Below are 22,223 nucleotides of genomic sequence, written 5' to 3'. Positions count from 1 at the left end.
CGACCTCTCAGCCCGGCTTCGCCGCGAGGATGATCCGGGCCCCCGGCAGGTCCGGCCGAATCGTCTGCCGCACCTCGAAGCCGGCCTCGGTGAACGCTCGCTGCCAGCCTTTCTCATCGAGCAGGTGCTGTTTCATCAAAGCCTGGGTGAGCGCGTACTCCGGTGCAAGCACTTCCGAGGTGTCCAGGTTCGAATCGGGTGGCCCGATCTCGGCGGTCAAGATATGCGCCTTGGCGGGCAGGCTCTCCTGGATCTGCCGGAGGTACGCGACGAGCGCGTCATACCCGTGCTCGAGGACCTCGTGCAGGAAGAAGAAAGTGATCACCAGATCGACCTCGTCGATACCGGGAACCGACTTCAGGTTCCCCGCGTCGGCTTCGATGATCTCGATGCGATCGCTGAGCCCCGCTCTCGCCACCTCGCGTCCAGCCTCGGCGCAGGCGGCGGGACTGATATCCACCCCGATCCCCGTAGCGCCGACCACCTGGCACAGCGAGATCAGCGACTGGCCGTTGCCGCAGCCCAGATCCGCTATTCGGTGGAATTCGAATGCGCGCACCACCTCGAGGACATACGGCCAGAGATCGTTCCGGCCGACGAGCGCAGTGCCCACCGCCACCCAGCGGACGTCGCGATCTACCTCCTTGCCGAAGGTCTGCGCGTCGGTGAGCAAGTCGCCGAAAGCCGTCAGCGGCGCACCGTACCCGCCGGCCAGCCACACCAGGTACCCGCGGTCGGCGTGGATGAATCGGCCCAACTCGGTCAAGCGATAGCGGGTGTCACCGTCGGTGCATACGATCCCACGTTGCGCCAGGTAGTCGAACGTGGCTTCGGTCAGAAAGCTGTTCGAACCCACGTCGTCCGGCCGCAGGCCGGTCGCCGCCAGGTCGGCGAGAACGCCCGCCGACTCCAGCGCGGCGAACACCGAGCAGATGACGTAGCCCTGCATGTAGTCGAAGACTGGCCGATCGATGTCGTCCAGTGTCGCCGATGGCCCATCAGACATAACCTGCTCCTTATCGTGCGATGAACCGCTGGTCAGCGGCCTGATATGCCGAAAGACGCCGGCGGACCTCGTCGAGGGTCGCCAGTCGCCGGTTGAATGCGATGCGGATGAGGTGATCGCCCTGCGCCGCCACCGCATAGAAGAATCTCCCCGGCGCCACCATCACCCCGGCCTGCTGGGCGAGCCGGTAAGCCAGCGATTCACAGTCGTCGTCGGTGAATTGCCGGATATCGGCCATCGCATAGCATCCGCCGTCCGGCGGAATGCAGCGGAAACCGATGTCGTCGAATATCGAGACAACAAGAACCCGCTGTGCATCGAGCTTCGCCAACGGCCGCAGGAAACCGGGCCGGGCCGCCGCCATGCGCGCCGCCGCCGCTTGCAGTGGTGCGGCCGCGCCGCCGCAGACCGCGACATGAACGCGCCGGATCGAATTGGACAGCGCGGCATTCGCCCGGACGAAGCCGATCCGCCAGCCGCACACCGCGTGGCTCTTGGACAAGCTGCCGATAACGATGTTGCGGTCGCCCAGGCCGGCAATATCGGCGGCCGACACATGCCGGTTCCCGGCGTACACGTAGGTCGAATAGATCTCGTCCGAGATGAGCACCGCGTTCCAGCGTTCGCACAGCTCCGCGATATCGGCGAACTCCCGCCGGGTCAGCATGTGACCAGTCGGGTTGTTCGGCGTGCACAACACCACCGCCTTGGTCCGCGGGCCGAACGCCGCGCGCAACTCGGCGGCATCGAAGCACCAGTCCGGGGCGTGCATGGTCACCAGCCGGGGGACCCCGCCGGCCAGGGCGATCGCGCTGATGAAGTTCTCGTAGAGCGGTTCGAAGACGATGACTTCGTCACCGGGGTCGACGATGGCCAGGATGGCCGCGGTGAGTGCCGTAGTGGCGCCGACGGTGATGGTCAGCTCGGTCGCCGGATCGGTGGGAACCGCCAACTCGGCCGCGATCCGTTGCCGCAGTTCGATATTGCCGTCCGGCTGTTCATATTGGTTGACTCCGTCCCGGAGGGCGGCGCAGGCCATCTCGATCAGGCCGGGCGGGGTCACGGGCACGGCGGGTACACCGAGCGCGAGATCGATGGTGTGCCCGCCCTGTGCCGTGGCCAGCAATCCGAACAAGCCGCTGCGGGCCAGGTTGCCGACCCGTTCGGCCACCGGTAGGTCGGTGGTGGCCGAGTTCTGGAGTGTGCCGTTACGAAGACTGGAATGCGGTGGCTCCATGAGCGATTCCGATTCGACGGGCGAGGGTTGCTCGCGGGTACCGGTTGCGGACGATGCTGGGTCCGATGTTCACCCGTTTGCCGACGCAGGTATACCGACGAAATACTCGTCGCGATTCGGCAATGTATATGAATACGACATCCGATTGCGGCCATCCAGCGATATGAACAATACGAGCCGAATCCGCTGAAAGATTCCTGCCGACTAGAGCCTTCTCGATTGTTACATCGATTGCCGCACAGCAGAAGAGCTTTCATCTGAAAATTAGCCATTCACAAACCGCCCGGTCGGAATATCGAAAAAGGTAGCCGCCCCTAGGAACTCCCGCCTCGTTGCGAGCCACCGCAAGGCCACCTGAGCTGGACCGGACGTGCCCGCAGCAGGCCGGCGCTGCGCGAATTGTGCACGGTCAGTTCAATGGTGTGCACTGACGGTCGATTGCCGAACGATCGCGCATGCTATGGTCCGAATAGGACGAGTTGCGGTCGCGGACCGAGCCATCCGTAGCAACGAAACGTCCTTCGGCACAACTCGACACGCATTCCGATGCCGAGTTCGGCGCGCACAATAACAGTAGTGCACGATCGTGCAGCAGATTAAGTCCGCAGGCATGCCCATTCCGATGATCGACACCGATGACGGCGCTCTTTCCATATACCGGACTATTGATCCCGAAGGCGACGTACCATGAAGAGAATATCGATCTTCGATTCGACATTGCGCGACGGCGAACAGGCGCCGGGAAACGCTATGACACCCGAACAGAAACTCGAAGTCGCGCTGGCGATCGAAGCTCTCGGCGTCGACGTGATCGAGGTCGGCTTTCCGAGTTCGTCGCCGAGCGACTTCGAGGCCACGAAGCTGTTGTCGCAGGAGCTGACCTCGGCCCGCATCGCCACGCTCAATCGAGCGACCCGCGCGGATGTCGAGCTCGCGATCCAGGCCGGCGGCACCGCCCGCCATCACCTCCAGATCATGGCCACCGGCAGCGAGATCCACCTCGAACACAAGCGCGGCATCGACCGAGCCGAGGCGGTGCGCGAAGTCGTCGACACCATGCGCTACGCGGGTTCGCTCGGCACCGAGAACCTGACGCTCGGCATCGAAGACGCCTCTCGCGGTTCGGATGAGCTGCTGCGTGCGCTGGTGGAGGAGTCACTGGCCGCCGGCGCCGACGTCATCGCGGTCGCGGACACCACCGGATGTATGACGCCGAGCGAGTACGGCGCGCTGATCGGTCGAATTCGGTCCTGGTCGGGTCCGGATGTCGTGATCGCCACGCACTGTCACGAAGACCTCGGCCTGTCGCTGGCCAACGCGCTGGCCGGCATCGCGGCGGGCGCCGACGAGGTGCAGGCGACCTTGGCCGGAATCGGCGAACGAGCGGGCAATACCGCGCTCGAGGAACTCATCGCGGTGCTCACCTACAAGAGCGCGGAAGTCGGCGCCACCACCACCGCCCGCACCGAGGGTCTGTATCGCGCGTTCCAGGTGCTGCACAAGGCAATCGGGCTGACGGCACCGCGGAACAAGGCCATCTTCGGGCTGAACGCCTTCGCCACCCAGGCCGGTATCCATCAGGCGGGCATGCTGCGGGATCCGATCACCTACCAGTACATCGACCCGACCCGGTTCGGCAGACAGCGCTCGATGCTGGTCGGCAGGCATTCCGGACACGCGGTGCTGCGCTACGTGTACGAGAACATGGGTCTGCCGGTGGACGAGGCCGCCGTCGACGACATCTATCGCGAGTTCGTCGCCAACCGGACCAACGGTGACTGCATCGATCTGGCCGGGGTGCGCGAGCTGATCCTGTGCCGGCAATCCGCGACCGCGGAGGCGTAGCCCGATGTGCGCGCAGCGGACGCTGATCGAGAAGGTGTGGCACAACCATGTGATCGAGCAGGTCGACGGCGGGTCGGATCTGCTCTACATCGACCTGCACTTGATCCACGAGGCCAGCTCACCGCAAGCCTTCGACGGGTTGCGGCTGGCCGGACGGCAGGTCCGGCGACCGGATCTGACCCTGGCGATGGAGGACCACAACGTCCCGACCCGCTCGTTGGTGCTGTCCGATCCCATGGGCAAAATGCAGGTGGAGACGTTGCGGCGCAACTGTGCCGAGCACGGCATCGAGTTGTACCGGCTAGGCGACCCCCGTCAGGGGATCGTGCACGTAGTGGCACCGGAGCACGGATTCGTGCACCCCGGCATGTCGGTGATCTGCGGCGACAGCCACACCTCGACGCACGGCGCGTTCGGTGCGCTCGCGTTCGGCGTCGGCACCAGCGATGTCGAACATGTGCTGGCCACCCAGACCCTGCCGCTGGCGCGGCCCCGCACGATGGCGGTCGAGTTCCTCGGCGAGCTGCCCGCCGATGTGACCGCGAAGGACTTGATCCTTGCGGTCATCGCCCGGATCGGCGCCAACGGCGCGCACGGGCACATCATCGAGTATCGCGGCGCGGCCGTCGAGCGAATCTCGATGGAGGGCCGAATGACCCTGTGCAACATGAGCGTCGAGGCCGGAGCGCGGGCAGGCATGTGCGCACCCGACGACGTCACCTTCGCATATCTGAAGGGCCGCAAGGCCGTACCGAGCGGCACCGCCTGGGACGAGGCCGTCGACTACTGGAAGGCACTGCGTACCGATCCCGGCGCCGAGTTCGACCGCACCGTCACCATCGATGTCTCGACCTTGGCCCCGTTCGCGACCTGGGGCACCAATCCCGGTCAGGCCGTTCCACTTTCGAGCACCGTGCCCGACCCTGCGGACTTCACGAACCCGGCCGAACGCGCGGCGGCCGAACGTAGCTTGCGCTACATGGATCTGGTCCCGGGTACGCGCATGGACGCTATCGACATCGATATCGTCTTCCTCGGGTCCTGCACCAACGGCCGCATCGAGGATCTACGAGCGGCCGCGGCCGTATTACGTGGTCGCACGGTCGCCGCCGGAGTGCACGCGCTGGTGGTGCCCGGCTCGAGCGCGGTGCGCAAGCAGGCCGAAAACGAAGGACTGGACGAGGTTTTCCGGCAGGCGGGCGCGGACTGGCGGCTCTCGGGCTGCTCGATGTGCCTCGGCATGAACGAGGACAAGCTCACCGGCGGCAAACGCTGCGCGTCCACCTCCAATCGCAATTACGAAGGGCGCCAGGGCCCGCAGGCCCGCACCCATCTCGTCTCCCCCGCCGTCGCCGCCGCCACCGCGGTCACCGGACGGCTGACCGTGCCGAGCAGCTTGGGGCCACGATGAAACCATTGACCGAGCACACCGGACGTGCCGCGGTGTTGCGGCGCAGCGATGTCGACACCGACCAGATCATTCCGGCCGAATACTGCAAGAGACTGACCAAGAGCGGTTACGCGGACGCGCTGTTCGCCGAGTGGCGTACCGATCCCGAGTTCGTGCTCAACCAGCCGGACAGCGCGAGTGCGACCATCCTGCTCGCGGGACACAACTTCGGCACCGGCAGTTCCCGCGAGCACGCGGTATGGGCGTTGCGGGACTGGGGATTCGTCGTGGTCATCGCCACGAGCTTCGGAGATATCTTCCGGCGCAACGCATTCAAGAACGGGCTGCTCGCCGTCGAGCTGCCCGGCGACGTGGTCGGCCCGCTCACCGATCTGGTGGAACGCGATCCCCAACTGCGGCTCACCGTGGATCTCGCAGCCCGCGAGGTGCGGGCAGGCGCGCTGCGACAAGCGTTCACCGTGGACGATCGTGCACGCGGATTGCTGCTGAACGGGCTGGACGAGATCGCGGTGACGCTCGAACGGACCGACGGCATCGGCGCCTACGAACGTCGTCGCAGCCACTGGCTACCCAGCATCCGGCCGAGCGTGCCGGTCGCCGCGGCCAACACACCGGCGGCCGGAGCATGAGCACCGTTTCGGTGCTTCCCGGCGACGGCATCGGCCCCGAGGTGATCGAGCAGGCGGTGCTGACCCTGGACGCGCTCGACCTCGGACTCGACTTCGACGTGCTCGACCACGTCAACGCCGACACCTATCTCTACACTGGAATCGCCTTGTCGGACAAGGATTTCGACCGCGTCAAGGCCAGTGACGCCGCCTTGCTCGGCGCGGTCGGCGATGCCAGGGCCGACACCGAATATGCCCGCGGTGTACTGCTGCGCCTGCGCTTCGAACTAGACCTCTACGTGAACCTGCGGCCGGCGGCACTGTGCCACGATCGGCTCAGCCCGCTGCGCGACGAGGCGCGCAGGCCGATCGATTGCGTGGTGATCCGGGAGAACACCGAGGGGTTGTACGCGGGCATCGGTGGCCGGTTGCGTCCCGCCACCACCCAGGAAGTGGCCATCGACGCCGAGATCAACACCTGGCACGGTGTGTCCCGCATCCTCGACTTCGCCTTCGCCATCGCCCGCCGATCCGTCTGCATGGTGGACAAATCGAACGCGGTACGCAACGGCGGCGCGCTGTGGCAGCGATGCTGGGCCGACGCGATCCGGCGACATCCCGAGGTGCCGACGTCGCACCTGTATGTCGATGCCGCCGTGATGGAGCTGGTCGCCGATCCGACCGCCTTCGACGTGATCGTCACCAACAACTCCTACGGCGACATCATCAGCGACCTCACCGCCGAGCTGGCCGGCGGCCTCGGCACCGCGGCCTCGGCGAATATCAACGGCAGCACCGGATTCGGCTTGTTCGAGCCGGTGCACGGCACCGCCCCTGACCTCGCGGGCAAGGGTGTCGCGAACCCGATCGCCGCGATCGTGACCGCGGCGCTGCTGATCGAACGGCTCGGCCACGCCGATGCGGCGCGCACGCTGCGCCGGGCGGTCCAGGAGGTGATCTCAGCCGGGCTCGGCACCCCGGATCTGGGCGGCACCCTGTCCACCGCGGAAACCGGCGCGGCGATTCGAGCGCGGCTGTGAACGCGAAACCAATACCGCGAGGTCGCGGCTGCACCCAGTCCGAGCCGGAGCGCAAGGGAAACCATGACTACCGTGCTGAATACCGACGACATCGATCCACGTGACCGCGCCGATGTGATGGCGGCTGTCGTACAAGAAGTTTCGGCACCATCACATGTGCTGTACGGACCCCAGGATGCACCGATACACGCATATTTCGACACGTGGGAGTTCGGTCAAGTGGGACTGCAGCGATTACAAATGTCAGGCTTCCGTCTGGTCCGCACACCGAAACAAATCCGGGTCTCGCCGAGTTCGCTGCTGGCGCTCGCCGTTCAGCGCGAGAAGTCGTCACGTCTGTCCCAAGACGACTTCCAGTACGAAACCAGCCCCGGTGACATGTTCATAGTCGACGTAGACCTTCCTTACCAATTCGACTGGCGCGGCGGCACAGTGATCGCCTTACAAGTTTCACTGGATCGGCTCGGTCTACCGACCGAGACCGTCCGCACCGCGCTGAGCCGACTCCGATGCAGCCCGATCTACCCTCTGGTCGTCAACCACATCACACTGATGGGCGAATCGGCCGAACTGCTGCACCGCGACGTCGCGACGAAAGAACTCGGCGCCGCCTGCCTGGAAATGGTGCGCACCCTCCTGATCTCAGCGGCCACCAGCGGTCACGAGGACGGCACAGCGCTGCCTGCCGACCTCCTGATGGCACAGATCCGCAATCACGTCCGGCGCCGACTCAGCGACCCAGACTTGAATGCGCCCACAATCGCGCGCGCCCATAACATCTCGGTACGTCACCTCTACAAGCTATGCGCCCGCACCGGACTCAGCCTCGAACAATGGATCATCACCGAACGCCTCGAGCGAGTGCGCGCGGATCTCACCCGCCCCGACACCCGACACCTCTCGATCGCCGCGATCGCGCACCGCAACGGCTTCCGCCACCCCGCACACCTCACCAGACGTTTCCGCGCAGCCTACGGTTCGACACCCAACAGCTGGCGCAGGACCGCACAGGAAGGACACGTACCGGAGAGATCCGATCAGCCGAGGTTGCCGGTCGGCGCTGATCGCACCAGGTAGTCCCAGGCCTTGCGCACCGCGATCGGGTTATAGATGTGTTCGCGCTTGGCCAGTGACTCGGCCGGCTCCGACCAGGTGGGTTTGCCGCCGAAGGCCAGCGTGCGCAGTTGTTGTTCGGCGGCCTGTTCGAGTAGCAGTGCGGCGAAGGTGGCTGTTTCGAGATCCGGTCCGACCGTGACGATCCCATGGTTCACCAGGAACAGCGCGGACGCGCCGCCGAGGCATTCGGCCACCGCCGCACCGAGCTCGGCGGTCATGATCAGATCCGCGGTCAGTGTGAACCGTGGAACAATCGGTGGCACAAAGTAATTCGCCGCGTGACTGACCGGAAGCAACTCCGCACCCGCAGCGGCCAATGCCGTCGCGTGCGGCGCGTGGGTGTGCACGACTCCGCCGACGTCGGGCCGCGCCGCCAAGATCTCGGTGTGGATGGGGTATTCGAATTGCACCGCCCCTTCGCCTTCGACCACGGCACCGTGCCGATCCACGAGATGCACTCGGTCAGGGGTGATTTCGTCCAGACCCCAGCCGCTGCCCTTGATCCAGGCGCCACGGCCTTCGACATCACGACTGGAGCTGTGCCCCCAGATGAAATCGCCGTGGCCGTGCCGGGCCAGGATTCGGCTGGAGGTGGCGACCAACTCGCGCGTTTCCCTGCTCATCGGTGCACCAACCCGCCATTGACCGAGATCGTCTGTCCGGTCAGATAACCGCTGTCGTCGCTGAGCAGAAAGACGGCCAGACTGGTCATGTCGTCCGGGCCCGCGGTGCGGTGCAGCGCCTGGGTGGCCAGCATGGCCTGCTTCTGCTCCGGCGAGACCGTTTCCCGGGCTACCTCGGTATAGACCGGGCCGGGCGAGAGCGTGTTCACCCGAATCCCGAACTCGCCGAGCTCGTGCGACATCGAGAAGGTCATCGCGGCGACCCCACCCTTGCTCGCGACGTAGTGCAGATATCCCGGCCGCCCCATCAGCGCGGCGTCGGAGCCGATATTGATAATGCTCGCCGCGCTCGATTTCCGCAGCAAGGGCAGCAATGCCGAGGCCAGCAGCCACGGCCCTTTCAGATTGACTGCCATCAACCGGTCCCACTCCGCAGGTTCGATCTCCCAGAACGGCTTCATCTGGATAGTGGAGAAGATGGCCGCGTTGTTGAGCAACCCGTCCACCCGCCCATAGCGCTCTTGTAGTTCCGCTGCCAGCGCCCGGCAGCTGTCGGGATCGGAGACGTCGACGACGTGCCCCGAGGCACAGTTTTCCGATTCCAGCACCGCCTGCGACAGATCGACCGCGGCGACGGTCGCGCCTTCCTTGTGCAGCCGCTGGGCGTAAGCCGCGCCGATGCCTTGTGCGGCACCGGTGACCACGACGACCTTCTGATCAATATTGGTGTAGCTCACTTCAGCGCCCACTTCCGGTAGCTCGGTTCGTCTTCGGGTACGACCTCGGTCGCCAGCAAGGCCAGACAGCCGGGACAGAACAGCTGCCGCAGCACCATGGCGCGGTCGGTGAACAGCGCTGGATCCGACTTGATCCCGGGCCCGGCACAGCGGGCGGCCGAAACATTGACGAGCGCGCTTGTCATGGGTTCGCGCGGCGAGGGGCCGAGCACGGCCGCGCAGTGGCGGCAGCAGATCTCGCCGCTGTCGGCGCGCTCCAGATTGGTGTCGATGATCATCGCTGGTCGTCCTCTTCGGTGCTGAGCGGCGCGAGTCCCGCCCGCAGTGGTCGAGCGCGCCGCCGGTGGTTGTGGGTCGCGTAATCGTCTGCGGCGCCGGCGTCGTCGAGGATGACCCCGTACACCTCGAGCGCCGCTCGGCCGGACACCTTCCGCGCCCGCACATCCGCCGCGACCAGCGCCGGGTCGCGCAGGAACGGATCGCCGATCCCGCCGCCACCCTGCCAATGCGTGTAATACACGTCGTCGCAACCGAGTTCGGTCTCCAGATGCGGCGGAACGACCTCGTTGGTACCGCCCATCTCGGCGAAGTCGGCGGGAATCCGACCGGACGTGAGTGCGGAACGCACCGACGTATCTCGAAGCAGCACATCGTGTTGCGTCGCGGCTGGATAGCCGCCGGACAGACCCGGCGCTTGCGGAACCGCTTTGCCGGGCGCGGACACCACCAAGTGCAGCCCTTCGGGCCGCGTGTCGTGCGGGATGAAACAGCTCGACGCGCCGACGCCACCTCGATACTGGCCCGGCCCACCGGAATCCGGCTCTTCGCGCCGCCACAGGTACAGGATCGGGAAGCTGAATTCGTTGATCTCCACATCGGCGACGCGGCCCATCGGAATGCAGTTCTCACCACCGGTATCGACGCCGTCCCCGTCGACCTTCGCGCCGAGCCCGCCCGCCATGGCGTCGCACAGCATCGTGACGAATCCGCCACCGCGCTGGTCGACGCCGGCCAGCAGCGTGAGATCCCAAGTGCCGCAACACACACTCATCAACTGCCGCGAGTGCACCGGATGCGTGGCAAGCATCGCGGCGACGGTTTCCGATACCGCGTTCTGGGTCGCCCACGCGGAGGCCACCGACGCCTTGCCGATGCCGGCCGGGAAGGTGCAGTTATTGAGCGTGCCCGGCTCGCTGATGACCTCGACCGCGCGATAGATACCCCCTGGCGCCCAAGGGATGTCGGGGCAGAGCATGGTGAGCAGGACCGGCATGATGCCACCGCGCAGACCGGCCATCGTGCAGTTGATGATGCCGTCGACCTGCGGGTCGGTACCGGTGAAGTCGAAGATGAGCCGATCGTCGGACTTGGTCATCGCCAGCACGATCTTGTGTATTTCGCGATCGCCCGCCTTGGCACCGTCCTGATGGGCCACCGCGCCCCAGGTGCAGTCGGGCAGCTCGGACAGCTTTGCCCGCACCCGTGTCTCGGCGTCGTTCATCATGCGTCTCATGACGGCCTTGACCGTGCCCGCGCCGTACTTGTCGATCAGGGCGTGCAGCCGGTCGTGGGCCACATTGTTCGCGCCGATCTTGGCTCGCAGGTCGAGGGCGACCAGTTTCGGCACCCGCGAGCGGCGCAGATACATATCTTCCAGGTCGGTGCGCAGCACTCCATCGTTCACGATCTTTACCGGCGGAATCGGCATGGACTCCCAGAAGACGTCGACCCCTTCGACCGACCAGCTGCCCGGCGACACGCCGCCGAGGTCCACCTGGTGCGCCACCGCCGCGGTCCAGCCGAACAGCTCACCCTCGTGGAACAGCGGCGCGAGCACCGTGACGTCGTTCTGGTGCAGGCCACCGCCCACCCAGGGATCGTTGCACAGGAACATGTCCCCCGGCCCGAAGCCCGGGTTCGAACTGCGTTGGCGCAGCGTCCATTTCGCGGCCATATCGACCGACGCGGCGAGCTGCATGTTGTACAGGCCCACCTGCACCGTATCGCCGGTCTCGTCCATGATGGCGGCGCCGAAGTCGTTGCAGTCGGTCACCACGACCGAACCGCTCATGCGCTTGATGGCGTCACCCATCTCCTCGGTGATCGCTGCGAGCCGATGTCGTACGACCTCGTAGGTCAGCGCGTCTAGTGCGGTGACCTCGTGCTCGCCGACCCGATGCAGCCGCACATCGCCGACCGAATCGACTTCCGGTGCCAGCTGATCGGGTTGCTGCGCGAAGCGCTCGGCGCCCGCGACGGGAACTGTGGGCATGATCAGCCCTCCTTCGGGTGAACGATGACGAGATTGCCGAGCCGGTCGACGGTGGCGCTGGTGCCGCGCGGCAACGCGACGGTGGTGGTCGGTGCCTCGACGACGGCCGGGCCCTCGATGCGGTGGCCCGCGCCGAGCGCGGTGTAGTCGTAGATGGCCGTCGGCTCACGGCCGTTGACGAGGTCGAGGAATACCTCGCGGGTGCCGCTGACGACGGGATCTCCCTGTCGTGCAGGATATTCGGGCAGCACCGGCCGGATCTGCAGCTGTCCGACGGCGCGCACGCGGTAGGTGATGACCTGCAAACCGGCTTCGGCGAAGCCGGAACCCTTGCCGTAGATGCTCTCGTAGCGGCGTTCGAATTCGGCACCGATCAGCTCGACGTCCTCGGCCCCGAGCCGCCCCGACGGCACCGGTGTCGAGACCTCCGCCATCTGCATGGTGTAGCGCACATCGGCTTCGCGCTCGTAGGTGACGGTGTCGAACTGCAGACCCTGATCGTTCAGCCGCCGCCGCAACTCGGCTTCGAGGCCGCCGAAGATCTCGTTGACCGCATCGGCCGGTGGTGGAAAGTTGTGCGGGCTACTGCGTTCGGCGGTCAGCACGATATCGGAGGCCGCGAGTCCGTAGGCGGAGAACACCGCCGCGGTGGCACCCAGTGGCACGACGACCTTTTCGACACCGAGGTCGGCGGAGTAGCTCGCGGCGTGCACCGGTCCGGCGCCACCGAACGAGTAGAGCACGAAGTCGCGCGGGTCCTGGCCGGTGTTGACCACGACCTTGCGCACCAGGTCAGCGGTTTGCGCGTTCTGGATCGCGTAGATCGCCTGCGCCGCGTCCTGCACCGACAGACCCAGCGGCTCCGCGATATGGGTTCGAATAGCCTCGGCGGCAAGCTCTTCGGACAGGCGCTTACGTCCACCGAGGAAGTTGCCGGGGTTCACGATACCGAGCACGACGTCGGCGTCGGTGACGGTCGGCTCGATGCCGCCCACGTCGTAACACGCCGGGCCGGGTCGCGCACCGGCGCTGCGCGGGCCGACCCGCAGATTGCCGCCCGCGTCCAGCCAGGCGATCGCGCCGCCGCCGGCCCCGATGGTGTGCACATCCACCATCGGCGTGCTGACCGTGTACTGATTCAGCACGGTCGAGCTGGAGGTCACCGGCTTACCGTCGCGAATCAGGCCGACCAGGAACGTGGTTCCGCCCATGTCGGTGGAGATGACATTGCGGTGCCCGAGCGCCTGCGCGAGGTTGCGGCATCCGACCACACCGCCGGTGAGCACGGACCCGATGGTGGTGATCGCGTGACTCGGTGCGTCCTGCGAGGACACGCAACCGCCCGAACCCTGCATCACGAGCAGCGTCCCGGTGAACCCGCGATTCTTCAGCTCGTCCTCCAACGGACGCAGGTACGCGGCCAGCCGCGGACCCACCTGCGTATTCATGATCGTGGTCACGCTGCGGCCGTATTCGCGGATCCGGGGGCTGACATCGCTGGACAGCGCCACGTACAGCTTCGGGCTCTCCTCGTGCACGATGTCGCGAATCCGGTGTTCGTGCACGGGGTTTCGGAACGACCACAGCAGGCTCACCGCGATGGATTCCACGCCGGTATCGAGCATCGATCGCACCGACGCCCGCACGGAGTCTTCATCGAGCGGCACGATGACACTGCCCTTGTAGTCGACGCGCTCGTCGACCTCGTAGATCCGCTCCCGCGGCACCAACGGCGCCGGTTTGCCGGTGCGCGCCATGTGCTGGATGTCGTCGCTGCCCAGCCCGGCGTACCGACCCTCCAGGTTCATGATCGAGATCGAGTCGGCGTGGCCGCGGGTGGTGAGAAATCCGACCTTGGCTACATCACCGGTGACGATGGCGTTCAACGTCGAGGTGGTGCCGTGCACAATGTAGTCGGTGTCCGAAAGCAGTTGGGATGTGGTCACATTCAGTTCGGCGGCCAGATCGTCGATGACGGTCAGGAAGCCCTGCGCGAAATCCGGCGGCGTCGAGGGGGTTTTGGCCGCCGCGAGCCGGTTGTGCTGGTCCGCGACGAACGCGTCGGTGAATGTGCCGCCCGTGTCGATACCGATGACGTAGGACATGGTGACCTCCAGGGTCGAAAGAGATGGAGACGGCGGTCAGAAGATGACGTTGACGGCCTTGGTCTGGGTGTAGCTGAGCAGTTCTTCGAGGCTCTCCTCGCGACCGATACCCGAGGACTTGTAGCCGCCGAAGGGGACGTTCGGGAAGTGCCGGGACGCGCCGTTGATCCAGGTGAATCCGGCTTCCAGCGCGCCGATCACGCGGTGTGCCCGGCTCACGTCGCTGGTCCACACGCTCGCCGTGAGCCCGTATTCGACGCTGTTGGCGATCTCGACGGCCTCGTCCTCGCTACGGAAGGTGAGGATCGACAGCACCGGCCCGAACACCTCCTCGCGGGCGATGGTCGACTCGGGCGTGACGCCACCGAGCACGGTGGGACGCAGGTAGTAGCCGCGCGCCAGCCCGTCCGGGCGAACGCCGCCGGTCAGTACCGTGGCCCCCTCGTCCTGCGCGGTCCGCACATAGTGCAGGGCGCGGTCGAGCTGGCGTTGCGAGACGAGCGGGCCCTGCTGGCAGTCTTCATCGAACGGACTGCCCACGGTGCGGGCTTCGACCTCGGCGACCACCAGCCGGGTGATTTCCTCGGCGATGCTCTCGTGCACGAGCAGCCGTGAGTTCGACCCGCACGACTGACCGGACCAGGTGAAGTTCATGCCGAAAACCGCTCCGGCGGCGGCCTTTTCGATATCGGCATCGGGGAAGACCAGCATCGCGTTCTTGCCGCCGAGTTCGAGGGTGATGTCTTTGACCGTGACCTCGGCCGCTTCCCGTTGCAGGGCCCGCCCGGTAGGTTCGCTGCCGATGAAGCCGATGCGGCGCACCTGCGGATGACGCACGATCGCGCGCGGCGTCTCCGGCCCGTCGCCGACCACGAACTGGAGCACCCCTGGTGGCAGCTGGTCGGCGAGTAGCTCCCCCAATCGCAGTGTCGACAGCGGGGCGATCTCCGGCGGCTTGACGATCACGCAGTTGCCCGCGACCAGCGGCGCGGCGAACTTGCAGGCGAACATCAGCGGATGATTGAACGGGACGATGCGCGCACAGACCCCGATCGGCTCACGCAGGGTGTAGTGCACGTTGTTGCTGGCCGGGATGGTGCTGCCCTTGATCTCGAAGGCGAGCGCGGCGAACATGCGCAGGTGTTCGGCGGCCATGGCGATGTCGTTGCGCGCATTGCTGATCGGCGATCCAGCGTCGATCGCGTCCAGCCAGGCCAACTCCTCGCCATTGGCCTCGATCACCTCGGCGAGACCACGCACGATCGCGGCGCGTTCGAGTACGGGAGTGCGCCGCCACCCCGGCCGCGCGGCCTCGGCAGCCTGCACCGCCAGTTCGACATCGGCCGCCGCCCCGTCGGGCACCGCGGCGATCTTCGTCTCGGTCGCCGGCGAGAACACGTCGTAGGTGCCGCCCGACAGCGCGGGCTGCAGCCGGCCACCGATCAGCAGGCGGAAGTCGCGATCGAGGTAACGGGCTGCACGAGCGGGGATCTCCGCGTCGAGACCGGTCGTCATCGGTGGCTCCTAGAGGTGTCGGCATACAGCCAGTCGCTGTAGCGGAAGGTGTTCGGATCGTGTTCGCGCAGATAGGCATTGCGTAGATCGGCGGCGATGCCGTCGCAATGCCAGAGGTCTCCCCACCAGCGGGCGGTGGTCTGCACTTTGGCCGTGCGGGGTACGCGGTGGTGTTCGAAATCGGTGACCGCCTGTTTCCAGGCCGCCAGGTCGAGCGGTTTTCCGCCCAGCACCCGGGCGAGCTCATAGCCGTCCTCGATCGCCTGGCACGCGCCCTGGGCGAGGTATTGCAGCATCGGATGTGCCGCGTCACCGACGAGCAGCAGCCGATCGCGGCTCCAGCTGTCGATCGGCGGCCGATCACTCATCGGCCACCAGCGGTCCCGCCACAGCCGGCTCAGCGCGGCATGCACTGGCGGGCAACAACTCTGGAAGGCTTGGTCCAGTTCGTCCGGCCCGCCCCAGTCGAGCTCGCCGCGATCGAACCGGGCGCTGCGGAACACCGCGACCTGATTGAGCAGTTCGCCTTGGCGCAGTGGGTACTGGACCAGATGACAGTTCGGCCCGATCCAGCCGATGACATCGTCGAGGCCGGCCCCGGTATCCGCCGCCGCGGGGACGGTGCCGCGGTAAGCGACATAGCCGGAAGGGACCGCCGCGTCGGCACAGATGGTGGACCGCAACTGTGAGTTGAGGCCGTCCGCGCCGATGACGATATCGCTGTGCAGCTGTTCGCCGGACAGCAGCGTGGTGATGGCCGCGTCCGCCGTAACATCTACTGCGACAACCTCACTGGCCGTACGCAGCTCGACGCCGAGATCGCGTACGGCGTCCAGCAGGATGCGGTGCAGATCGCTGCGATGCGCGACGACGTAGGGCGCGCCGTAGCGGGCCAGAAAATCCGTGCCGAGATCGAGGGCGACCAACTCTTCGGCGGTGCGCGCATCCTTCAAGACGATGCGCCGTGGCCGGACACCGGTTTCGATGACGCGGTCGAGCAGACCCCATTGCGCGAGAATGCGCGTGGCGTTCGGCCCGAGTTGCAGCCCGGCGCCGACCTCACCGAATTCGGGAGCCTTTTCGACCAGACGGACCGAACGGCCGCCACGGGCCAGCGCGAGGGCCGACGCCAGGCCTGCCACGCCACCGCCCACCACTAGAACATCGGTATGACTATGCATGTTCGTGCCTTTCCTGATTCATAACCAGCGACTGAGGATCGGCGCCTCCGGATGTGGGGCGGCCCCGCGTCCGGTGAGCCACGCGGCTACTACCGCCGCGGGTCCGGTGACGGTCGCGACCGGGTGATCACCGAGGCTCCAGCGCTGCCCGTCCGGTAGTTCGACCGCGAAGGGCGGGTCTATACCGCGGCGGCTGCGCTGCGCCATCACGTCCTCGACCAGACGCTCGAGTAGCGGAATCGGGATGTCGGAGAAGGTGATTCCGGTGTCGAGGTCGGCCGCGTGGATCCATACCTCGCGTATCCGCAACCACGGAATCTCCGTGGCGGCAACGGTGCGGCCCTGTGCCGTACGCACTTGCCGCTGCCACTGCGCCGGTCCCAGTCGGGCCAGCCGCTGTTCGAGCGCGGCGGCGGAGTCGTGCAGATCGTGCCGCAGGCGATCGGCGGAATACCTTGCCCGTTCCTCGATTTCGTCGTTACGCGCCCGGGCGTCGGGATACATCGGCGTCGCAACTCCGGTGGCCGCCCAGCTTGCCAACCGCGAGAGCGCCTGCGCGTTGCCGATCAGATGGGCGACGAGATGTCGTCGGGTCCACTGCGGCAGCGAACAGCGTTGGCGCAGTTGGTCGTCCGGCATATCATCGACCGCGTCGAGCAGTACCGAGGTGCCGGCCCGCAGCCACGCCAGGTCGGTGGCCGGCGCCGCGCTAGTCACGGCGACCCGCGACGAGTTCGTCGGCGCCGGCGGCGGCGAGTTGCTCGGCCACGGCATGGTTGCGTAGTTCGCCGAGGCCGGTGATGGCGGTGCGCACCACCGAACCGGGCTTCAGGTACCGCGGCGGCTTGCGAGCATGCCCGACGCCACCGGGCGTGCCGGTGGCGATCACGTCGCCCGGGTTCAGGGTGACGATGGCGCAGATGTACTCGACCAGGGCGGTGGCATCGAAGACCAGATCGGCGGGTGCGGCCGACTGGACGAGGTCGCCGTCCACGTAGCACGACAACTCGGCCTCAGCCGGGTCGAATTCGTCGGGAGTGACCAGCACCGGGCCGAATGGAGTGGTCCGCTCAAAAGTTTTGCCCTGCAACCACTGTGTGGACCGGTACTGGAAATCGCGGGCGGTGACGTCGTTGAGAATCGAGTAGCCCGCGATCGCGGCGGCCGCGTCCGCGCCACGTGCGTGGCGAACTCGGCGGCCGATCACGACCGCCAGTTCGGCCTCCCAGTCCATCGCAGCGCTGGCCGCGGGCAGGACGATGTCGTCGCCTGCGCCGACGAGCGCTTCGGGGAACTTCGCGAAAAGGGTCGGGTAGTCCGGAATCGCGCGGCCCATCTCGGTGATGTGGGTGCGATAGTTCAAGCCGACACAGATGATCTTGCCCGGTGTCGGGACTACCGCGGCATAGTCGTAAGTTCGCTTATCCCTTGGTGTTCCGTGTCGGGCGAGATCCGCCCAGCCCGGCGTCCGCAGCAGTTCGCCGACATCGGTGCGGCCGAGGTCGTAGACGGTTCCTGCGGCATCGATGCGGGCGGCGAAGGTACCTTCGCCGTCTCGGAGCGTTGCGAGTCTCATCGGGTCACCACGCTCGAGGTCTCGCGCCGGTACTGGTGCAGCGCTTCGAAGATCGGCGTGTCGGAGAATCGGAACAGGTCGAGTTCCGCGTTGTCGTCGGCGATCACCGTCAGCGGCTGCCAGGAGGGCACGACGAACAGGTCACCGTATTCGACGCGGAACTCCTCGTCACCCAGCATGATTCGGCCCGCACCGGAGAAGACCTGGTAGACCGACGAGCCAACCTCTCGGGTGGCCGCCGTGGTCACGCCGGGGCGTAACCGGTGGAATTCCGCCCGCAGCGTCGGCAGCACGTCGCCGCCGGTGGTCGGATTCGTGAACCGGATCGCGGCGTGTCCAGGTTCGACGACGCCGGGGAAGCCCTGATCTTCCAGTTCGAGCTGGTCGGTCAGCGCACGATCGGTGTGTTCCCACCGGTAGGCGGCGATCGGCGAACTCGGGCGCGGGCCGTGCTGCGCGAGCGGTGTCAGTCCCGGGTGTGCCCACAGCCGCTCGGACCGGGACAGGTGCGGCGTCGGCGCGGTGTCCAGCTGGTCGGCGCCGAACTCGAAGAACGCCGAATCAGTTTGGCGGACAAAGGGTATGTCGAGCCCGTCGAGCCAAGTCATGGGTTTGCCCGTGGTGTTGTAGTGCCCGTGAAAACACCAGCCCGGGGTGAGCAGGAAGTCACCGCGGCGCATTGCCACCGGGTCGCCGTCGACGACCGTCCACACCCCCTCGCCCTCGATGACGAATCGGAACGCGTTCTGTGAGTGCCGGTGTTCGGGTGCGGTCTCGTGCGGGCCGAGGTATTGGATCGCCGCCCACATGGTCGGCGAAACGTAAGGCGCACCGGCAAGGCCCGGATTCGCCAAGGCGATAGCGCGCCGCTCGCCGCCTCGACCGACCGGCACCAGATCGCCCGCGCGGCGTGCCATCGGCGCCAAGGTCGACCAGCGCCAGCAGTGCGGGCGGGCGTTCGACGTTGGTTGGGCGGGCATCAGATCACCGAGCTGAGTCCACAGCGGGACCAGATGTTCGGTATCGAAATCCCGGTATAGCTTCGCCAACGCCGCTTGCTCGGCAGCGGTGGCTGCGGAGGTTGTGGTCACGGTAGTTCCTTCCAGCTATCGGTGCATCCGACGCTAATGTGACCCAGTTCATAAAGGCACTAGGATTCTGCTATGCGGGATCGACCCCTTTATCCGCAGAGCTCTGTCGACAATGCTCTGCTGCTCATTCATATCCTTCGTGACCAGGGCGAACTCACCGTTCGTGCGGCTGCGCAGGTGCTCGGAATATCCTCCTCCACCGCGCACCGCCTACTCGCGATGCTGGTCTATCGCGACTTCGCCGTGCAGGATTCCGCGCGCCGGTATCTGCCCGGTCCCGCACTCCATGTGGTCGCGGTCGAACATCGGGCAACCGGCGAGCTGAACTTGCTGCTGCGCCCGCTGATGCAGAAATTGCGCGACGAGTTGGACGAATCGGTGCATCTGGGGGTCCGCAGCGGACGTTGGGTCCGCTTCATCGGCTCGGTCGAATCCGGGCAGGCGCTGCGCGTCGGCGACCGCCGCGGCGCGATCATGCCCGCCAGAACGGCAGCGGCAGGAAAAGTCCTGCTCACCGACCTCAGCCCCGCTCAGCTCGCCCGGCTCTACGCCCGGTCGGGTGGGTCCGCCCCGGCCGATGATGCGGAAGCGCACCTCGCGGAACAGCAGTGGGCAACGTTGCTGCGTTCGCTGGAGTCGGTGCGTCGACTGGGTTATGCGATCAACGCCGATGAAACCGAAACCGGGTTGAGCGCGGTCGGCGTCGCGCTGCGCGCTACCAATGGGCGCCCCATCGCCGGAATGTCGGTGGCCGCACCGACCGCGCGCATGAACCGACGCCTCGCCGACCGGATCGGGCGGCGACTTGTTGCCGTTGCCGCCGAGCAGTCAGCACGCCTGGATCAGTACACCTGAGTTCCGGTCGATAACCGGTCGCGCTTGAAAAGCACTTTTGTGCGTCCACAACTTCTATTTGTTCGCTATGCATTTCTCTATAGCAGCGCTACAGTGTGGAATGTCCGCACGGCGCCGAGCTACCGGCATACATGGCGATGACGATGCCCGCCATCGACGCTGCCAGCGGATCGCAATCGACGAGATCTACGAGGAGTGTTCGATGAGTCTCGAGGGAAAAACCGCGCTGGTCACCGGCTCGACCAAAGGCATAGGCAGAGCGATCGCCCTGCGCTTCGCCGAACGGGGCGCGAACGTGGTGATCAACTATTCGCGCGACAAGAACGCCGCCGACAAAGTAGTCGCCGAAGTCGAGAAGTTCGGCGTGAAAGCCCTTGTGGTGCAGGCGGATGCGTCGGATGTCGGCGAGATCGACCGCCTGTTCCGCACGGCGATCAATGAATTCGGCACGCTCGAGATCGTCGTCGCCAACGCCGGTATCGAGAAGGTGAACATTCCGGTGGTCGAGGTGACCGAGGAAGACTTCGACCTGCTGTTCCGGATCAACACCAAGGGACCGTATTTCGTGTTGCAGGCCGCGGCGAAGTACATCGCCGACGGCGGGCGCATCATCAACATCGCGTCCAGCTCGACGGTGCGGCCGCAACCGGGACTCGGCCTCTACGGCACCAGTAAGACCGCACCGAAGTACCTCGTCCAAGTGCTGGCGCTGGAGCTGGGTTCCCGTGGTATCACGGTCAATTCACTGGTGCCCGGCCCGATCGACGGCGCGGGCATCTTCACCGGAGTGCCCGACGACGACCCGTACAAGAAGGCGCTGCTCGACTCGGTCCCGGTCGGCCGCCTGGCCACCCCGGACAACGTAGCCGACTTCACCGAATTCCTCGCCGGCGACAGCGCACTGTTCATCACCGGCGAAGAAGTACTCATGAACGGTGGGTCGAGCAATTGATTCTTCGCAGAAATACCGAAAGGAATATCGAGATGACAACAGCGACCATGCGCGCCGTCCAGGTAGTCGCCGCAGGTGCGCCGTTCCAGAACGCGACCATCCCGGTGCCCGAACCCGGGCCCGGACAGGTTCGCGTCCGGGTACGGGCCTGCGGGGTGTGCGGCGGGGAGAACATCGCGCGACTCGGCCTGTTCGGCGTCGCGCTGCCCCGCGTGCCGGGGCACGAGATCGCCGGTGACATCGACGCGGTCGGCGCGGGCGTCACCGCGTGGCAGATCGGCGACCGCGTGGGCATCGGCTGGCACGGCAGCAGCTGCTTCACCTGCCCGCAGTGCCGGCGCGGGGACTTCGTCAACTGTGTCGACCGCACCATCGTCGGCCTGTCCTATGACGGCGGATACGCGGAATACACTGTCGCGCCGCAGGATGCGCTCGCCCGCATCCCCGACGTACTGACCCATGAAGAGGCCGCACCGCTGATGTGCGCGGGCATCACCTCGTTCAATGCCTTGCGCAACTCCGGCGCCCGGCCGGGTGACACCGTCGTCGTCCACGGCGTCGGCGGCCTCGGCCACCTGGCGGTGCAGTATGCGGCGAAGATGGGTTTCCGGACGATCGCGGTGAATCGCGGACGGGCCAAAGAAGATATCGCCCGCGAGCTCGGTGCCGACGAGTACATCGACAGCGAGGCGGGCAGCGCGGGCGCAGCCGTCGAGCGGCTCGGCGGGGCCGATGTCGTCTTCTCCACCGTCGGATCCAGTCCGGCACAGGCGGATCTCATGCAGGGACTGCGGCCCAACGGCCACCTGCTGATCGTGGCCAGCGATCACGCGCCCATCGAGGTCACCCCCGATCTGCTGGTCTTCGGCCGCCGCAAGGTGTCGGGCTGGTACAGCGGGCACGCGAAAGACAGTGAAGAGGCAATGGAATTCGCCGCCCTCAAGGGCATCCGGCCGATCATCGAGACTTATCCGCTCGAGGACGCGGAGACGGCATTCCAGAACATGGGCAAGGCGCGATACCGCAACGTGCTGACCGTCTAGAGTCCGACGA

At 66.2% G+C, this 22,223-nt stretch carries 20 protein-coding genes; 8 read left to right on the top strand and 12 right to left on the bottom strand.

Annotated elements, in window-relative coordinates; genetic code table 11:
• Positions 1-7: 7 nt before the first annotated feature.
• Together DBO33_RS20075 and DBO33_RS20070 are read right to left on the bottom strand one after the other, a co-directional pair.
• Positions 8-1,006, bottom strand: a complete 999-nt coding sequence (locus DBO33_RS20075) for an SAM-dependent methyltransferase (RefSeq protein WP_159080374.1) — start codon at positions 1,004-1,006, stop codon at positions 8-10.
• 10 nt (positions 1,007-1,016) lie between these two features.
• Positions 1,017-2,243 carry a pyridoxal phosphate-dependent aminotransferase gene (locus tag DBO33_RS20070; RefSeq protein WP_107656418.1) on the bottom strand — a complete coding sequence of 409 codons (1,227 nt, stop codon included), beginning with the start codon at positions 2,241-2,243 and terminating at the stop codon, positions 1,017-1,019.
• A gap of 687 nt (positions 2,244-2,930) precedes the next feature.
• On the opposite strand from DBO33_RS20070, the gene DBO33_RS20065 reads away from it, so the two are divergent.
• The 5 genes from DBO33_RS20065 to DBO33_RS20045 all read left to right on the top strand — a co-directional run bounded on the left by DBO33_RS20065 (position 2,931) and on the right by DBO33_RS20045 (position 8,224).
• On the top strand, positions 2,931-4,088 hold the full coding sequence (locus DBO33_RS20065) for a LeuA family protein (RefSeq protein ID WP_107656417.1): 1,158 nt from the start codon (positions 2,931-2,933) through the stop codon (positions 4,086-4,088).
• Between the two features lie 4 nt (positions 4,089-4,092).
• On the top strand, positions 4,093-5,499 hold the full coding sequence (leuC, locus tag DBO33_RS20060; RefSeq protein ID WP_107656416.1) for a 3-isopropylmalate dehydratase large subunit: 1,407 nt from the start codon (positions 4,093-4,095) through the stop codon (positions 5,497-5,499).
• Entirely contained in the window at positions 5,496-6,128 is a 633-nt protein-coding gene (gene leuD, locus DBO33_RS20055) for a 3-isopropylmalate dehydratase small subunit (RefSeq protein ID WP_107656415.1), read from the top strand. Before leuC ends, leuD begins: the two co-directional genes overlap by 4 nt.
• Entirely contained in the window at positions 6,125-7,147 is a 1,023-nt protein-coding gene (locus DBO33_RS20050) for an isocitrate/isopropylmalate dehydrogenase family protein (RefSeq protein WP_107656414.1), read from the top strand. The genes leuD and DBO33_RS20050 overlap by 4 nt, the downstream gene beginning before the upstream one ends.
• A gap of 63 nt (positions 7,148-7,210) precedes the next feature.
• A complete protein-coding gene (locus DBO33_RS20045) occupies positions 7,211-8,224 on the top strand; it encodes a helix-turn-helix domain-containing protein (RefSeq protein ID WP_107656413.1) in 1,014 nt (337 codons plus the stop codon).
• Here DBO33_RS20045 and DBO33_RS20040 read toward each other — a convergent pair.
• The 10 genes from DBO33_RS20040 to DBO33_RS20000 are packed head-to-tail and all read right to left on the bottom strand — an operon-like array spanning position 8,185 to position 19,363.
• Positions 8,185-8,886 carry a class II aldolase/adducin family protein gene (locus tag DBO33_RS20040; protein WP_107656412.1) on the bottom strand — a complete coding sequence of 234 codons (702 nt, stop codon included), beginning with the start codon at positions 8,884-8,886 and terminating at the stop codon, positions 8,185-8,187. The two genes, DBO33_RS20045 and DBO33_RS20040, sit on opposite strands and share 40 nt — an antisense overlap.
• Entirely contained in the window at positions 8,883-9,635 is a 753-nt protein-coding gene (locus DBO33_RS20035) for an SDR family NAD(P)-dependent oxidoreductase (RefSeq protein ID WP_234390932.1), read from the bottom strand. Before DBO33_RS20035 ends, DBO33_RS20040 begins: the two co-directional genes overlap by 4 nt.
• The gene (locus DBO33_RS44010) at positions 9,620-9,901 is read right to left on the bottom strand and encodes a hypothetical protein (protein ID WP_234390931.1); all 282 of its coding nucleotides are present in this window, start codon (positions 9,899-9,901) and stop codon (positions 9,620-9,622) included. The genes DBO33_RS20035 and DBO33_RS44010 overlap by 16 nt, the downstream gene beginning before the upstream one ends.
• A complete protein-coding gene (locus DBO33_RS20030; protein ID WP_234390930.1) occupies positions 9,898-11,895 on the bottom strand; it encodes a hydantoinase B/oxoprolinase family protein in 1,998 nt (665 codons plus the stop codon). The genes DBO33_RS44010 and DBO33_RS20030 overlap by 4 nt, the downstream gene beginning before the upstream one ends.
• Before the next feature lie 2 nt (positions 11,896-11,897).
• Positions 11,898-14,000: a hydantoinase/oxoprolinase family protein gene (locus DBO33_RS20025; RefSeq protein ID WP_107656410.1), complete on the bottom strand. Its 2,103-nt coding sequence runs from the start codon at positions 13,998-14,000 to the stop codon at positions 11,898-11,900.
• Between the two features lie 36 nt (positions 14,001-14,036).
• Positions 14,037-15,515 (bottom strand): aldehyde dehydrogenase family protein, encoded by a 1,479-nt coding sequence (locus DBO33_RS20020; protein ID WP_107656409.1) that lies wholly within the window; start codon positions 15,513-15,515, stop codon positions 14,037-14,039.
• Complete coding sequence (locus DBO33_RS20015) at positions 15,512-16,696, bottom strand: FAD-dependent oxidoreductase (protein WP_107656408.1); 1,185 nt, start codon at positions 16,694-16,696, stop codon at positions 15,512-15,514. The genes DBO33_RS20020 and DBO33_RS20015 overlap by 4 nt, the downstream gene beginning before the upstream one ends.
• An 18-nt stretch (positions 16,697-16,714) precedes the next feature.
• On the bottom strand, positions 16,715-17,413 hold the full coding sequence (locus DBO33_RS20010; RefSeq protein ID WP_199856700.1) for a maleylpyruvate isomerase family mycothiol-dependent enzyme: 699 nt from the start codon (positions 17,411-17,413) through the stop codon (positions 16,715-16,717).
• Complete coding sequence (locus DBO33_RS20005; protein WP_107656407.1) at positions 17,406-18,272, bottom strand: fumarylacetoacetate hydrolase family protein; 867 nt, start codon at positions 18,270-18,272, stop codon at positions 17,406-17,408. Before DBO33_RS20005 ends, DBO33_RS20010 begins: the two co-directional genes overlap by 8 nt.
• Positions 18,269-19,363: a cupin domain-containing protein gene (locus tag DBO33_RS20000; RefSeq protein ID WP_234390929.1), complete on the bottom strand. Its 1,095-nt coding sequence runs from the start codon at positions 19,361-19,363 to the stop codon at positions 18,269-18,271. The genes DBO33_RS20005 and DBO33_RS20000 overlap by 4 nt, the downstream gene beginning before the upstream one ends.
• Positions 19,364-19,435: 72 nt before the next feature.
• On the opposite strand from DBO33_RS20000, the gene DBO33_RS19995 reads away from it, so the two are divergent.
• The 3 genes from DBO33_RS19995 to DBO33_RS19985 all read left to right on the top strand — a co-directional run bounded on the left by DBO33_RS19995 (position 19,436) and on the right by DBO33_RS19985 (position 22,213).
• Positions 19,436-20,218, top strand: coding sequence for an IclR family transcriptional regulator (locus tag DBO33_RS19995; protein ID WP_107656406.1), 783 nt, complete (start codon positions 19,436-19,438; stop codon positions 20,216-20,218).
• A gap of 202 nt (positions 20,219-20,420) precedes the next feature.
• Positions 20,421-21,170 carry an SDR family NAD(P)-dependent oxidoreductase gene (locus DBO33_RS19990; protein WP_107656405.1) on the top strand — a complete coding sequence of 250 codons (750 nt, stop codon included), beginning with the start codon at positions 20,421-20,423 and terminating at the stop codon, positions 21,168-21,170.
• A gap of 32 nt (positions 21,171-21,202) precedes the next feature.
• Positions 21,203-22,213 carry an alcohol dehydrogenase catalytic domain-containing protein gene (locus DBO33_RS19985; RefSeq protein ID WP_107656404.1) on the top strand — a complete coding sequence of 337 codons (1,011 nt, stop codon included), beginning with the start codon at positions 21,203-21,205 and terminating at the stop codon, positions 22,211-22,213.
• Positions 22,214-22,223 lie beyond the last annotated feature (10 nt).

Source organism: Nocardia suismassiliense, from assembly GCF_900269665.1.
In the GTDB taxonomy this organism is placed as follows: Bacteria; Actinomycetota; Actinomycetes; order Mycobacteriales; family Mycobacteriaceae; genus Nocardia; species Nocardia suismassiliense.
Note: the sequence above shows the minus strand (reverse complement) of the source record. Positions and strands in the feature narration are given on the sequence as shown.